Source organism: Bremerella alba (genome assembly GCF_013618625.1).
Taxonomy (GTDB): Bacteria; Planctomycetota; Planctomycetia; order Pirellulales; family Pirellulaceae; genus Bremerella; species Bremerella alba.
Genome location: NZ_JABRWO010000021.1, coordinates 17,200 through 32,057, shown reverse-complemented (window position 1 = coordinate 32,057; position 14,858 = coordinate 17,200). Strand labels below are relative to the sequence as shown.

The window sequence follows — 14,858 nt, the reverse complement described above, 5'->3', positions numbered from 1 at the left end:
CGCTATTCCTTGCGCCGCGGCATCGGATCTTGGGAACGATCGTCGGCCGTGTGGGGGACGAGATCGGCCAGTTTTTCGGCAAGCAAGAGGCGGGCACGGTTTAGTCGACGCTGTACGGTCTTCTCGGAAACGGAAACAATCGAGGCAGCCTCGCCGTGCGTCAGCCCCTGAATAGCGACCAGGTCAAAAACTTCTCTTTCTTCTTCGGGCAACTTCTCGATTGCATCCAAAATTCTTCTGGCATCCACCCCCAATCCCGAGAGCGTGCTGGTCGGCGGTGCAGCGACATCGACATCCACGAGATCGAACATGGCAGGGCGTTCGTCTAATCGACGCGCCAAGTCATTTAATTGCCAACGCATATGCTGACTGGCGAGGGCAAAAAAACGTCGCACCGTCGGAGGACGAGTTTTTTGAAGCGAAGTTAGCAGCCCGGCGACGACACCACTCAACAGTTCGTCCGTCTCGAGATTGACCGGTGGACGCGATAAACGGGGGTAGTCTTTGTGCAGAAACTTGGCACACAACAGTCGCAGTCGCTCCGCCGATCGCTCTAGCACCTGACGCACGACCGCTTCTGACTGGTCATCACCAGGCAGGGCATCCAGGTATCGCTGAATGATGACCGTCGTACAGGCATCATTCATGAGGACATTCTTTCAAGGTTTCAGGGCGTTTCATTTTGTTGTCCACCTGTTCCTCCTAGTAATAGCAGAGGACGAAAGGAGCGGCAAAACAGCGTTCGACGCCGCGGCGTCGTTTTCTTAGCAGATACGCCTACGCGTTCCATTATCCGGTCAATATAAGGGAGGAAATACCATGTTTCGAGTACTCATTTCCACGGGATTGGCCTTAGCCGCCGGGGTCGCGTTGGGATCACACCACATGAAGGATGGCGAGAGCGTTAAAGTAATCTCAACAAAGAAGATAAGTGAAACTCTCGACGGCCTGCCAACCACTGCCACCACGGTCGAGGTAACGATTCAGCCTGGTGAAGCGGGAGTTCCGCATCGCCACCCTGGCCCAGGTTTCGGATATATCCTCGAAGGCGAATACGAACTGGCCATCGACGATCAGCCCGTGCAACTGCTCAGAGCAGGAGAAACCTTCTACGAACCGGCTGGCTGCCTGCATCGCATATCGCGAAATCCTGGCAAAGTTCCCACTCGCCTGATCGCGGTCGTCTTGCACCCTCGCGATAAGCATGAAATCGCTCTTCCCGAAACAAGTCAACACTAACGCGAGTTCGGTTGATCTGACTCTCTCGTTTCGTTCACGAATTCGTTTCCAATACCCGAAACAAGTAATCCTCAGGAGTATAACCATGAAGATCGTAATCATCGGCGGAAGTGGCCTCATCGGAAATAAACTCGGCGTCTTGCTGCGAGAAAGCGGGCACAACGTTGTGCCGGCCTCTCCCTCGACCGGCGTCAACACGCTTACGGGCAAAGGTCTGGACGAAGTCCTGGCCGGAACTGACGTGGTTGTCGACGTCACAAATTCTCCTTCGTTTGCGGACAACGACGTGATGTCATTTTTCACCCAGTCAACAACCAACCAGTTGGCCGCCGAGAAGCGATCAGGCGTTGGCCATCACGTAGCTCTGACGATCGTGGGAGCCGACTGCATCCCCGACAGCGGATACATGCGAGCCAAGGTAGCCCAGGAAGAGTTAATCCAACAAAGCGAGATCCCCTACACAATCGTCAGGGCCACGCAGTTCTTCGAGTTTCTGGGCGGTATCGCGGGGGCCGATCCCGACTTCGTTCGCCTGTCGACCGCTCCTTTTCAACCAATTGCTGCGGACGATGTCGCATCGTTTCTGGCACTCGCGACGGTCACACCACCTCGTCAGGCGATGATGGAGATCGCTGGTCCCGAAGAAAGTACGCTTGCCGATTTCGTCGGAAGATTTCTGGCGGCAAGCCACGATCCTCGAAAGGTGGTTGCCGATCCGCATGCCCGCTACTTCGGCGCCGTGCTGGACGAACTTGGACTATCCCCCCGAGGTGCCAATCCAAAGATTGGTCCGACGAAGTTTGAAGATTGGCTCGGTTATTCCTCGGCGTTGAATGCTTAGCGAGAAGCATCCGTTGATAGGCATCGTTTGCTGGCCTGTCTCTGTCGCTGACTCGTGTCCCGGCCAGGCCAGCAAGCTTAATTCATTCGGCAGATGTTGTGCCCTCTGGACACTTATGACGGTATTCGAGCGGCCGAGCGTGAGTAGGTTGAAAGGAGATAAACATGATTTCGGATAACGTTACACATCAAAGTAGACTGGTTCCCGGAGAGTTGGTTCCGTCGCGATATGCAGTGCGGGTTGGCGAGATTGAAGTGCTGATTGTCAGCGATGGGGTCCTCCCCCTTCCGACCGCGATGTTGGGGTACAACGTCGCCCCGGCCCTCCGTGTTGCCTGGCAGAAAGACATGTTCTTACCAGCAGACGCTTTCGATTGGGCACTCAATGTAGTCGTAGTGCGTAGCGGTGAGCAGACCGTAGTGACGATGGTGTGTTTCATCGTTCTTCAAACGCTCCACAAGACGGCGAAGAATTTGACGAAGCGCGATAACGAGCCGTCTTTCTCGAATGAGCGCTGCGATCGCGAGAAGTAATGCGACCGATGTCAAAGCAATGACCAAACTGGACATGAATAAAACTCCTTTCTTCCGGTATCTAGGGTTAATCCAAACATCAATAGATAAGTCCTCCTCAATTCTCATGACACGAATTGGACGTTTTTTTAGCTCTTGGTTGGTTACTGCCGTCTGTCTCGGACTCACGCAGAAGTCGCTTCGCAACGCATCGTGCGAGAAGCCTAATGAACTCATGCTGAGCTCGTGCAACTTCTTCAACGAGAGACTTGTCCGAATCAGAATCTGCTCTAGTGGGCATAAAAGAATTCCTTAGTTGAGATCGGCGCATAAAAAAGCCCATGACCGTCAAGGACATGGGCGGAAGGTGGTCAGATAGCAATGGGTCTATTGACGCAGTCCTGGCCTAGCTGTCAGGATCATAGCGTTGAAACTCGAATCGACGATGCCGGTGACGTCGCATACGGCCCAAATCAGCAGGGGCTTCCGTCACAGAAACGTAAGGATCCTTCAGGCCCGAGGTGTCCATCGCATCCTGCAGTTTCAAAGCATTTTGGACCGCAGGCTGCGTGATACCCAGTTGGGCAGCGATATCCCTTTGATACATTCCCGTACGACGAAGTTTGACAATCTGCTCACGGAACAACTCACGCTGGACTGGTTCAAAGAGATCCACCTCCATGGTCCGTGTCATGGCTTCTCGCGCTGAGAACAGATCCTTCATCCCAGGAATCAGGTTGCACAAATTCAGCTGAAATTTTGCTCGAATGACAACCGGTCCACCATCGCAGAGCCGCATTGGATACGCCTCAATACGCGGAATCAGTGGGCGCATCACACGGCTCATCTTGTAAGGACAATCGAGACCTGTTGTGATGGCATCCATGGCGAGTTCGCGAACCTTATCGGAAGAGGGGAGCTTGGGCACCAAGCTGGGACGTGCTTCAAGCTCTTGCAGCTCAAAACTCGTCTCATCCAATTGCTTCTCGGTCTCTGCGATCTCTTTCATCACGGCATCTGAGTGTTTGCCACGCTTCACAAACTGAATCAGGTTGCCCATCTCACGGTTAAGCTGATCGATCCGTTTTTGGATCTGCTCTTTTTCCGAGGCGCGCGAGTCGGTAAGTGCCCGAGACTGCATGATGATCTGGCTTTGAAGGTGCTCGGCGAAGTCTGGTAACTCTTCGATTGCTTGAAACACGGCGGTCAGGATCTTCTTGGAAGCCAAATTCCCGTCGAAAGTTCCGCTTTGCCAGCATCGATATTCCTTAGCGCCTTTACAGACAAAGCGATCCACTTGACCATGACCGCCCCATCGCATCGGGTGCCCACAAACGGCACAAAACACTTGTTGACCAGGAAAGCGAGTTCGCTTTTTGGGAACCATCGCCCGTGGGTCGCGGCCGTCCACCTTCTTTCGCCGATAACCCGCGTTCTTTTTATCAAGGAACCGAATCAGAGCATCGTATCGATGAGCTTCGACGAATGCCAGATGAGGGCAATGACGCTCAAGCAGTTCATCCGGAGCTGCCTTGACGATTTGCGTCGTCCCTGTCTTATTGATCCGTTTTGACTTCACGCGATTTCGAACACGAACGCCCTTCAACAGCGGGTTATAAACCAGGTTTCTGAGCGTTGAAACAGTCCAGCGATTCGAGCTGACATACCTCCCGGTTGGAACCTTCTTAGCGTTCAACCAATCAACGACTTCAGAATAGCTCACTCCGTTCTCGAGCCGAGAGAAAATCTCCTCGATAATTGGCTCGGCCGCAGGATCTTTAGGGACTTCTTGATCGGAGGCCCCAGGATGCGGTTAGATATATCCATATGGCAAACACTGGACGACCAATCCCTGCATGTGCCGACTTCGAAGAGTTCGCCGAATTCGCTTGCCGGTATCTGCATTCGAAATCTCGTGATGCATGAAGGCAAAGCTGATTTTCAGCTTCCAGTCGTCAACGAGCGTATCAATATGGTCGTTGATCGCGATAACTCGCGTGTCATTGTCGATGGCCATTTCCCAAAAGTCATGGACGCGATGACGCCGACAAATTCGCCCAACGTCTTCCACAATCAGAAAATCATACTTGTTCGATTCAATCGCGGTCTCGAGGTCTCGCAATTCCTGAAGATCAAGTAGTTCTCCACTTCCCTGACTCTCAATTACGCGAACCTTGGCTTGTCCGCTTACATTGCTGTCGACCCACTGACGGCAAAGCGTGTCCTGATCGCTCAGGCTACGTGGATCTTGGTGCTCCGTACTGATACGTGCCACGATGAGTACCTGATAGACCACCCCATTCTTTGGTGGCAGTCCAGCATTCGAAGTCGACATGAACGACACTCCTAGTGACCGGTGACCTTAAAGGCCCCTATGCAGGGAGTACGAGAATCAGTTTTGTCGTGAGCGATTGAAGAGTTGTCTAGGACTCGCAAGTCTCAAAGAACATATCCTCTGTGAATTCAATGCTTTGCGACAAAACAAGCCCAAGCAGGCTGCTCCTCGCGAAGTCGTTAGGAAATGTCAATCGCCGGTCACCCCGACCTCCTAAAGCCTTGCAAATCAATGACTTGCGAGGCTTTTCTTTTGGCCATTTCTGGCAAACGCGGCGTCTGGCAAGAATTTTGGCAAGCGCTGGTTCGATTGGCAAGCCACAAAATCAAAATGAGCCGGAATAAAGCACGTCGCAATACGGGACTTTGAGTTCCCAGAGACACTTTGGTGCAGACGATCCAATCAATTCACACGGCATTACCGCCTCATACAAAACTGCGACTCAGGCAAGTGTCCTAACTTGGTTCCAGCGGGTCCTCTCATGCGACATTAACCCCAGAACCGCGAGCTCTGCTGAAACAGAGGATGAGAAACAGCCAATAGCTCATTTGAGCTCGATAAATTGACCTCTGTTATTACCGAGTGGGCTCACAGCTACGCGTCCTCCTGAGCCGAGTGGAATCAGTGTTCTTACTTTCCCAATGGACACCTCAAGATCGTTGGGTATCCATTCATTTCCTTGTAATCGAATCCAAGGCAGCAATGAACCACATTTAACTTCTGCATTCTCCCATCCCGGTATCTGCTGTACGAATTCTGCGAGAGCCACCGAGTTGTCGATAACTTTATCGAAGTCAAGACACAGCGAGACAAATTCGTGGATAACAAGGATCGATCGAGTCGCTCGCCTTTCCTTTCCGAGGACCGCTGTTCCCGCAAACGCTGGCAGTAGTTGATACTGTAGCGATTCAATTGCGTCATCTGGCTTACGTCCAAACAATCCTTCAGACAACTTTTTTAGACGCTCAGGGGCCCCGCTCCTCAGACTCTTTCTGATACGATTCTCCTTCCAGACGCGGACAGAGTCCTCGAATTTCTCGTCGGCCTTGGCTTCTATTGTGAACGAAAAGTTCTCCCTACGCCGCGTGGGACCAAACGAGCCCCACCCAGCTAGATCCGCGTTACGATTGCCAAGGTGATTGTCATCAATTGCAATTGCATTTCAGCCACGGCTTGCTGAAGCTCCCATCCGTTCAAGAGCGGGCTCTGGCTTAAGAGGATAGACAACTCATCTGGACAGCGAACGACCCCAGGCACGGGCGAGTTCTTTAGCGCTTCGGTAGTCTTTCCAATGTGTCGCGTCTCCGGCAGGACCTCCGTTTAAAAACCATGTATCCAAATCGTGGATTTCGGGGCCGTCTGCTTTCTTTCCTGTGACTTTCACATCAGATCCCTTGTGTCGCTTTGTATGCCCATAGTTGTCTACAAATCAATCAGCCCACGAATCGCATCGACAAGGCAGTCTTTCTGCTCATCATTGCGAGGAAGCAAATCAAATCCACCAAAGTTGAATTCTTGGCGATATTCTCCGGTGTAGTACCGGTTCTGGCCATCATGGTGTGAGGGCGTCAGAATGAACGCCGAATGAATGGCTGAATTGCTCGGGTCTGTTCGGATCGCGTCGCGATAAATGTGGATTTCGGAAAGCGCATCGCGAATCGCTTCAAATCCTGATCGGTACTTCGCGTCGAAGATGATCGTACGGATCATATTTCCGTGCTTCAGAATCAAGACGATATCCGGTATGCACTTTTTCGAGATTGAGAAGTGCCCGTCATTGTTGGCGTTCTTGCCATAGCTTTTCTGAAACGTGACTGAAACCTGCAAGCCGTCCACAGTTGTCGAGAAAGAACTACCGTTTTCGATCTCCAGAAGAAGATGTCCAGATGTAATGGCGATGTTTGACCGCCACTCTGCTTTTGGCAACGCCCGCCGCACGGCATCAGCCACGGTAAAGAAACACCAATACTCATAGATGTCGTAGGTGGGCCGAAGTCCCAACGTCTTGTCGATGTCGCCACCTAAGGCGACCTTAGCGTTGAGAATTCTTCGCGATATTTGGTCGAAACGAGAGTACGCAGGGTGACGAGCCACAGTTAGCAATGCCGCAGTGTCAGGTTTACCGGGCCGAAGACCGCCTAGAAAATCAGCCCTGGAAAACTGAGCAAGTCGCTTCTGGAAATGCGCTGTTTGATGAGCCCAACGACGCGCACGTTCCTGAGCCATCGGGTCGTCCTCCGATTTGGATGCAACCGCCTCAAATCGCGAAGCAAGGTCCGAGCAAAGCAACGCAAGCCGAACAATGAGACCGAGGAGGTGGCGGTTTGGAGATGTGTTGTGAGTATGCTCTCTCCGTGGAACGTCGAGTGTCGCTAGTCCTCCGCTGGAGCGGCCCTTCAGCATCGCAAGTACGGGCATCCGTTTGAGAGCCGTGCGAAGGCTCTGTGCATCAACACGCCGGACTTTATGAAGCGGTTGGTCGTCGCGTTCTGCAATCAGGCTACGGTGCGGGTTGTCAGCAATCGCACGAAAGGCTCTTTCTAGCACTGAGAAGTAGCATCGCAGCAGCGAGAACCGAGCGATTGGCGGGGCTTCTGCTTCGTCTTCTTGCAGATGTACTCCCGCTGGCGTTGTGCCAAACATTATACCTTCGGCTTTGTCCTGTAGGTCGAGGAGTAGTTCGCGGTGTATTTCCACCCCCAACTTGTAGGGATTTGGAGCAATGTCGACGACAATGTCAACCAAAGGCTCGTCCGCATAAATGAGGCTGATTACAGCCTCGCCAGCGTATTCCTCGATGTACCAATCCCAGCGAATATGGGTTGAGCCCGCGATAACTTCCATGAAGGACGCTGGAAGCTCCACTTCCGATATGAACAACCGTGGTACAGTTGTGCCCGCCGCTTTGTACTCGATCCGGTATGAGCCGTTTTCGTGGAGAAACGAAACCGGCATTGAGTCCTCATGCTTTGCCTGATCGAAAGACAGGCCGGTCTTTAAATTGGTGATCTTCAACATAACTCATTAGCGCCAGAATCGCGTGGTACCTGTCAATTCGAGATCGGCTCGCATCGCGGCGATTTTCTTGGCCGACCGAGGCATGGTATTGCTCGCAAGGAATCCGTGCAACTTATCCAGGCAGCCGCGAAATTCGTGTGAATCTTGCCCACGAATCTTTGGCAGGGCCTTCATCAGCAATGCTTGGTCGATTGCAGCTTCCTTGCCCATAACGCCTGCGCCGTCATTGTGATTTGTGGCCACGAAATTCAATATTTCCTCAGCTGTGCGATAGCCGAAATGCTGATGGGCTGGTTCCAGAATCTCTTTCAGACCATTAAGTTTTTCTACCGCAAAGTCCAGCAGTTCCTTTGGGTAGCCCGAGTGTTGTTTCGCGAAACGGCTTCGGAATTCGTCCAAGTCAACTTCCCAGAACTCCAAAGTAAACGCACGATCAAGTACCTTGTCGCTGAATGCGTGCGTCGTCTCATCCATATTAACTGTGCCGATGATGTACAGATTTCGAGGCCACGGCATGCGCGGCTCGATAGTGTCGACGGGCTCATCGTTCTGATGGACAACGACATCTTGCTCTGTTTCCATCGCGGACAGAAAGGGGGCGAAGTAATACTCAACCCGTGCCAAGTTCATCTCATCGAGACAGACAAAATGAGGGATCTTCGGAAGCGTCACCGCTGACTTTAGGAACATGAGAAAATCGGTTGCCGCGTAGGTCACCGTCTCCTGTAACGGATTGACATATCCCAGGAGTCCCGACGGATCTGTCCAGTCGGGTTGAACTGGCACCAAGCGGAAGAATCGGTTCTGCTTGGTATCCGTTACTCGGTGATACGCGTTTGCGTATAGTTCAGCGAGCTTCGTCTTTCCAGTCCCGCTTAAACCAGAAAGCAAGACAAAGTGCTTGAACGAGTGCATGTGCAGTGCAATATGTAGTTGAGCGATGATCTCACGTGGGAAAACGTACGGCAGCGTATCGAAATAATCCAAGATTTCATCGAGTGATGGCGGCTCGAAATCAACTGTCTTTGCTTTCTCGGGAGGAATGTCAGGCGCATCTGTGCCCGTCGACTCAACAGCAACTGGCTCCGGTCGAGATTCGACCTGTTCCGCCCACTCCTGCCCCGCTTCGGTTAACGTGTACTGCTGTGAGTCATTTACCTCAACCATGCCTAGGTGCTGTGCCCAAGCGAGAAGACTGGATGGGCCAAAATTGGTCGTCCAGTTCAAGTGAGTCCGGAGTTCGTCGATCAAATCACTTCTGTCTCGCGGGCTCTTTTCCTTGAGCAAGTGAAGAATGAGATCAAAGCCAATAATTCGCGTCAGAACACGAGGAATCAGAAGTGTCTCATCTTCAGTGTCAAGCAGTTTCTGACCGAGCGAACTGGGATGTAAGGTAGTTCCATCCAGGCGGAGAAGCCCCAGTGAATGCCGAATGGTGCTTATGTGGCCCTTTATGGAGCTCTCTTTTAGCTGAGGCTGCTCTTGCTGATAGAACTCAATCGTCTCGGGAATTGTGGCTCCATTCTGGACGAAATCGAGAACCTTCAGTGCGGCGTTGACATAACCTGTCAGCGCTGTGATTCCTTTGGTTCGCCGTTCATTCGGCAAGAACCTCAGTTTCGACTCGCCTGGCCTATCGCCTTCGACTTCACCACCTTCCTCCTCCGTGTCCTCAGCGTTCACACGGTACAATTCCCAGGCGAACATCGAGCGTTTAGCCACACTCTCGGAATCCTCGCCGGCAGGGCCCAAGACTTCAGTCAGCCTGGTATAAACCTGCGCGTTCATCGTAACCATCTCGGATCGCCCCGCTGGAGCCTTTCCGAACATTGCTTTCGTGAGTTGTCGCAGCTTTCCATAGTCGACGACGCATGAAATGTCATTCGGGAAAATCGCAGCGAGCAGCCGCATAATTTTCAACCACGGCCGTCGGTTCGTAAACGGCTTTGTACGTTCCAATATCTCGTCGTGAATTGCCTTGAGTTCGTTGATACGCGAGGTTCCAGATGGTGACAATTCTCGATCACGAAGCGATGCTATCCACTCGCGGAGTTCATTTGACTGTATCGCATCGGTCATGGGAATCGAGCACATGCCGGTTCCCGAAATGTGGGTCGACTCCCATAAATCATGATGTAAATCAGATGACGTAAGTTCGTCTGTCGACGCAGTGCGAACTCGTTCGATGAGCTTCGTGTATTTCTGAAGCCAACCCTGCCAAGTATCTTTAGACTGGAGAGGCTTGAACTCGGAATCGTAAATCCCTTGGATTCCCTCCGGGGTCGTTAGGTCGTATTCGCTCACGAGATCTTTCTGAATTTTTTGGGGACGTGTCTTAGGTGCATTTCAGGTGGTCAGTCATGTAACAACAACGCGACGGTGTGCCCCTGACTGAGACCTTTGCTCAGCTTAGAGCTGAAAGTAGGCAGAGGAATGACCTCTCCCAATTGGGGGAGAGTCATGAGCTCTGAAGATAACTTTAATTAATAAGAAGGTCCACAGAACGAAACGAGTAACGCGGGGGCACCGTTTGAGCCCCCGGAAACTGAGAATCTACCTGATCCGCTTCCGCTCGAGTCCGACGAAGCATGGGCATCCACTCGGCCTCGTCCGTCCGCTACGCAAAGAACCCATCTTCGAACTGCCAGATTCGTTGTCATGGTGCGAAGAGGTTCCGCCTCCCGTAGCCAGAACTAAGCGACGCGGCACGCTCGCTCCAGCCCAACGATGAGCACAACGTCCAACGGAAATTTACTCGTAACACCAATTAAGAGCTGCTACGCCGGAAAGCCTAAAAGCGGGTCAAACTATTTCTGTAGTTTTATAAAGAACCACTCGTTCTAGTTTTGTTCAAGCAACTCAGCACGCTGGCTAAACACCCTAACAATTGACTCTAAGACGTCAACGAGATGCTTGGACACACCTTCCAGGAGCCGCAGCGAAAACAAACCGTAACTGTCAGCGTGCGCAGCAGCAGTTGTTAACTGACTTGCAAGAAATATTGACAGTACCACATCTCTCATTGCATTTACCGCGGGATTATCTTGTGGATTTGTCGGTCGAAAGAGAACAGCAACGAGATTAGGCTGTAATTGGGACCCGAGATCTTTGACATCTATCAATCCCACAGCCGTAGCGAACCCCTTCGCTTCTCTGTGAATGTTGTCGGGCGTGGCAGAAGAGGCAAATCGCATTAGAACTCCGACAATAGAGTCAGCCTTTTTAGCACTTGGTCGATAGCCGAGCCTTGACAGCTTTGACTGAGCATCAATAGCAATCTCGGCAAATTCACTCACAGAGGCAAATCTTTGTTTTTTCTTCTTCAGATCGCTAAATTCGTTTATCAAATTGAGATACTTGTCGCCCGACTTCGGATTTCTTGCGTGCTCAAGTTCCAATAGCCTGCACAACACCTGATTAAAGTCGTACAAGAGTGCGGATATAGTTTCTATGTCAACTTCAGAAGACTTCAAGTTTCCATCACGGCGATTGCGCCATGATGGGTGATCTGCGACAATCCGGCAAGTGCGTCTGGGTCATTTCGCGACGTTCCCGTCCCGGTCAGGCGTTGGCTTTGCATGGAGGTCATCCGCATGTCGTCGTCTTCGTCTGCTTCGATTCATGATCACTTCGCCGATCTAACTTATCCGCTAACGAACATTGTGACGATGGCGCTCTGTGCGGTGCTCGGGGGCGCGGACGACTTTGTGGCGATCGCCGATTGGGCCGAGGATAAGAAGGAGTGGCTTTCGCAGTTTCTCGACATGAGTACCGGCGTCCCTTCGCACGATCGTTTCAATGCGATTCTCGGCGCGATCAAGCCGGCCGAATTCGAGAAGTGTTTGCTCAGTTGGATCACTTCGCTGCAAGAGATTACCGATGGCCAGATCATCGCGATCGACGGCAAGACGCTCAAGCGTAGCTCGGGCACCGCCGCTTCGGTGGTCGGCGGCCAGCAGCAAGGCGGCCATTCACATGGTCAGCGCTTGGGCGACCGCTAACCATGTGAGCCTCGGCCAGGTCGTGACCGACGCGAAGAGTAACGAGATCACGGCGATTCCAAAACTATTGGAAATCATCGAGGTTTCCGGCTGTTTGGTGACGATCGACGCGATGGGTTGCCAAAAGGAAATCGCCGCGAAGATCGTCGACGCAGGCGGCGCCTTTTGCCTGGCGATCAAAGGGAATCAGCGTTACCTGCACCAGGCGATTCGCGATTACTTTGTCGCCGCGATGGAAATCGATTTCAAGAAGATGAAAGTTCACCGTCACGAGACACACGAGAAAGGGCACGGCCGCGAAGAGTCGCGTTACTATTACCTCTGCCCGATCGATGCCGACGACTTTCCGTACGCCAGCAAGTGGAAACATGTGAAGGCGATCGGGATAACAATCAACATTGTGAGGCAGAACGGCAAAGAGACGAGCAAAGTGCGGCATTATATCCTGAGCAAATATCTCACGGGCAAGCGCTTCGCCGAAGCGGTGCGTGGCCACTGGGGCATCGAGAATTCACTCCACTGGCAACTCGACGTGACGTTCGGCGAAGACCAAAGCCGGATTCGCAAAGGACACGCCGACGTCAATTTCAGCCTTCTAAGAAGAACGAGCCTGAGCCTGTTGAAGAACAACAAAACGGCGAAGGTGGGCGTAAAGAATAAACGGCTAAAAGCAGGCAGGAACGACGCTTACTTGCTGGAAGTGTTGCTTGGCACATAGTTTATGGTGCAATCGCCGTGAACCAAAACCGGCCAAGATTGTAAGGTTCCCATCCACCCGCGACTTCGCGACGTCTTACTAAGCTACCAACACAATGAAATAGGCTGGTACTTCACGGCGATGGCCAGCGAGAAGTACCCTGATGGAAATCATTACATCGATCCCGACGACCTAAACGACGACTTTAAGGCAACACTCCGAAGGCTTGTAATACCTGATGGCCAGAAAAGTGGATGCTTCACGCTTCACTCTCTGAGGCATTTCTTCAAGAGCCACGCGATTGCCCAAGGTGTTCCCCGTGAATATGTCGATGCCTGGCAGGGGCACTCACAGAAGTACAAGATCGCCTCGGATGCGTATGTTCATATCCAGGATAAGGACAGCCAACGCTGGATTGGGAACATTGACTTCTCCGACATCAGCAGCCACTCACCGGCCCCCTTTCCGCCAGCGATAGCAAATGACAGCGTGTTATCCATAGCCGGACGCACCACTGAGTCGTTATGCCCTGCCTAGAAGATCGCGTCGCCGATGCACAACTTCGCCCGTAAGCGCCCGAAACATATGGATTCATCTTTAATGCGATAGCCGTACCTATCAACGATGGCCGTCACGGAACGCTAGTCTCTAGAAAACGTGGTGCGGTAAAACGTGTCTCCCGTGACGTTCCAAGGAGCGGAACGTCGTTCGTCCTTTTTTCCACGACTCGACACGGCTATTTCGAGACCAGCCGGAAATCTTGGTTCGCCTCACCCGAATCGACGTCGACCAACAACTCCGATTTCGTGTTGTACCGCGACGGCACGATATCTCTTGTGATATCGACAAGGGGGCTGTTTTTGTCACCTTCATAGGCAGGCTTTTGACCGACCACTTCGATTCCCGTAATCTCGACCCTTTTCGATCCTGGGGGCATCATGATTTCAAACTTACCATTCTCGATGCGCGTGCCGGCCGTTGCCGTATTTCCATCTACGGGAAGAAACGAAATCGAGCCGTTGGCAATCGGTTGATCGTCAAGGGTGACGGTGCCGGACAGTCGTGCATTGGTATCGGAACTTACCCTGCAACCTGCCGCCATCGTTGCTACGGCGGTGATACAAAATGCCATGGAACCAACGTGAACGTAACTTTTGAGTTGCCCTGCCCAACGAAACATCTTCTATTTCCTTTTACTTTGACTTGAGTCTCAAATACTGCCATCCAACGATTGGATTGTGGACACGAAGTACCCCCGAGAGACGGGTACTTCGTGCGATGGATCAAGCGTCGTGTTAGTCCAGCGTGATCACTTCGGAACCCTGAGTAGTGCCAAGTGCCTTATAGACTGAATGCGAGATCGTGTCGGAGATAAATCGCACCGATCCATCCCCGAACCCGACATTCACACCCCCGGGATGGCGACTGCGTGCCGAGTTCTTTTTGGCCGCTGCCGTATCGCAGGGTGGGTTGGGTGCCTCGTTGACGCAAACGCGGATGGAATCGACGCCGGAATTCGGAGTGGAATGCGTCGAATACCAGGCGGCAGCAATGTCGTCGTTGAATATATCGCCACGTTCATCGTTGTGCGTATCTTTGGCTGCCATGATCACTTCCGAGATCATCATCGTGTTGGATGTCCCATCTGTGATGTCGCGGAAACCTACCTTGCCATTGTGCATAAAGGGCGCCGACTTAAGTGCGGCCGTCGCTTCGGCATTGTTTCCGAAATTAACGACATAATTTGCGCGAGAACGCCAGTAGGTGTCTCCTTTCCACAAGCGGTTTCCGCCATCGCTCGGGCAGAAGTATAGGTCGACAAACTGGGCACACAGTCCCGTATCTGCGCTTTGGTCGATGTGCGGCGATACGTGGAAAGCCTGCGTGACATCGTACCGATCGTACAACGCACTTTGCTCAATGTATGGCCAACACGTAATCACCCACGTTTGCCGTGGCCCGAAGGTCCCATTCTGCGACCCGATCGGGAAATGACCTTTCACATCGGCATGATTGTGAAATGCCAGACTCCACTGCTTAATCTGATTGTTACACTGCATCCGCCGCGCGGCTTCTCGTGCTTGTTGAACCGCCGGCAAAAGCAAGGCGATCAGTACGCCGATGATCGCGATCACGACCAGCAATTCCACCAGGGTAAACGCGGCGCGATTTTTCATAAATCGACCTGACATACGTCAGTCTCCCGAAAAGCGAT

General features: G+C 52.3%; 14 protein-coding genes and 1 pseudogene. 5 read left to right on the top strand and 10 right to left on the bottom strand.

What is annotated here, in order from left to right:
* Nucleotides 1–2: 2 nt before the first annotated feature.
* Nucleotides 3–647 (bottom strand): sigma-70 family RNA polymerase sigma factor, encoded by a 645-nt coding sequence (locus tag HOV93_RS24600; RefSeq protein ID WP_207399210.1) that lies wholly within the window; start codon nt 645–647, stop codon nt 3–5.
* 172 nt (nt 648–819) lie between these two features.
* On the opposite strand from HOV93_RS24600, the gene HOV93_RS24595 reads away from it, so the two are divergent.
* The 3 genes from HOV93_RS24595 to HOV93_RS24585 all read left to right on the top strand — a co-directional run bounded on the left by HOV93_RS24595 (nt 820) and on the right by HOV93_RS24585 (nt 2,613).
* A complete protein-coding gene (locus HOV93_RS24595) occupies nt 820–1,239 on the top strand; it encodes a cupin domain-containing protein (protein ID WP_207399209.1) in 420 nt (139 codons plus the stop codon).
* Nucleotides 1,240–1,324: 85 nt separating this feature from the next.
* A complete protein-coding gene (locus tag HOV93_RS24590; protein WP_207399208.1) occupies nt 1,325–2,080 on the top strand; it encodes an SDR family oxidoreductase in 756 nt (251 codons plus the stop codon).
* Nucleotides 2,081–2,244: 164 nt separating this feature from the next.
* Nucleotides 2,245–2,613 (top strand): hypothetical protein, encoded by a 369-nt coding sequence (locus HOV93_RS24585; RefSeq protein WP_207399207.1) that lies wholly within the window; start codon nt 2,245–2,247, stop codon nt 2,611–2,613.
* A gap of 385 nt (nt 2,614–2,998) precedes the next feature.
* Here the strand turns inward: HOV93_RS24585 and HOV93_RS24580 are convergent, their stop codons facing one another.
* From HOV93_RS24580 to HOV93_RS26270, 7 genes are all read right to left on the bottom strand, one after another.
* The gene (locus tag HOV93_RS24580) at nt 2,999–4,351 is read right to left on the bottom strand and encodes a recombinase family protein (RefSeq protein ID WP_207399229.1); all 1,353 of its coding nucleotides are present in this window, start codon (nt 4,349–4,351) and stop codon (nt 2,999–3,001) included.
* A 54-nt stretch (nt 4,352–4,405) separates the two neighbouring features.
* Nucleotides 4,406–4,927, bottom strand: coding sequence for a recombinase family protein (locus HOV93_RS24575; RefSeq protein WP_207399206.1), 522 nt, complete (start codon nt 4,925–4,927; stop codon nt 4,406–4,408).
* A gap of 544 nt (nt 4,928–5,471) precedes the next feature.
* Nucleotides 5,472–6,077 (bottom strand): DUF6946 family protein, encoded by a 606-nt coding sequence (locus HOV93_RS26675; RefSeq protein WP_390814356.1) that lies wholly within the window; start codon nt 6,075–6,077, stop codon nt 5,472–5,474.
* 272 nt (nt 6,078–6,349) lie between these two features.
* Nucleotides 6,350–7,945 carry a DUF2357 domain-containing protein gene (locus HOV93_RS24570; protein ID WP_207399205.1) on the bottom strand — a complete coding sequence of 532 codons (1,596 nt, stop codon included), beginning with the start codon at nt 7,943–7,945 and terminating at the stop codon, nt 6,350–6,352.
* A gap of 6 nt (nt 7,946–7,951) precedes the next feature.
* Nucleotides 7,952–10,249, bottom strand: coding sequence for an McrB family protein (locus HOV93_RS24565; protein WP_207399204.1), 2,298 nt, complete (start codon nt 10,247–10,249; stop codon nt 7,952–7,954).
* 536 nt (nt 10,250–10,785) lie between these two features.
* Complete coding sequence (locus HOV93_RS24560) at nt 10,786–11,418, bottom strand: hypothetical protein (protein ID WP_207399203.1); 633 nt, start codon at nt 11,416–11,418, stop codon at nt 10,786–10,788.
* On the bottom strand, nt 11,415–11,540 hold the full coding sequence (locus HOV93_RS26270) for a hypothetical protein (protein ID WP_261358663.1): 126 nt from the start codon (nt 11,538–11,540) through the stop codon (nt 11,415–11,417). Before HOV93_RS26270 ends, HOV93_RS24560 begins: the two co-directional genes overlap by 4 nt.
* Between HOV93_RS26270 and HOV93_RS24555 the strand changes: the two are divergent.
* Together HOV93_RS24555 and HOV93_RS24550 are read left to right on the top strand one after the other, a co-directional pair.
* Nucleotides 11,539–12,664: pseudogene (locus tag HOV93_RS24555) on the top strand (ISAs1 family transposase). The gene HOV93_RS26270 and the pseudogene HOV93_RS24555 sit on opposite strands and share 2 nt — an antisense overlap.
* A gap of 120 nt (nt 12,665–12,784) precedes the next feature.
* Nucleotides 12,785–13,180, top strand: coding sequence for a hypothetical protein (locus tag HOV93_RS24550; RefSeq protein ID WP_207399202.1), 396 nt, complete (start codon nt 12,785–12,787; stop codon nt 13,178–13,180).
* 199 nt (nt 13,181–13,379) lie between these two features.
* Here HOV93_RS24550 and HOV93_RS24545 read toward each other — a convergent pair whose 3' ends face one another.
* Together HOV93_RS24545 and HOV93_RS24540 are read right to left on the bottom strand one after the other, a co-directional pair.
* Nucleotides 13,380–13,823 (bottom strand): hypothetical protein, encoded by a 444-nt coding sequence (locus HOV93_RS24545; RefSeq protein WP_207399201.1) that lies wholly within the window; start codon nt 13,821–13,823, stop codon nt 13,380–13,382.
* 115 nt (nt 13,824–13,938) lie between these two features.
* Nucleotides 13,939–14,835, bottom strand: a complete 897-nt coding sequence (locus HOV93_RS24540) for a DUF1559 domain-containing protein (RefSeq protein ID WP_207399200.1) — start codon at nt 14,833–14,835, stop codon at nt 13,939–13,941.
* Nucleotides 14,836–14,858: the final 23 nt, after the last annotated feature.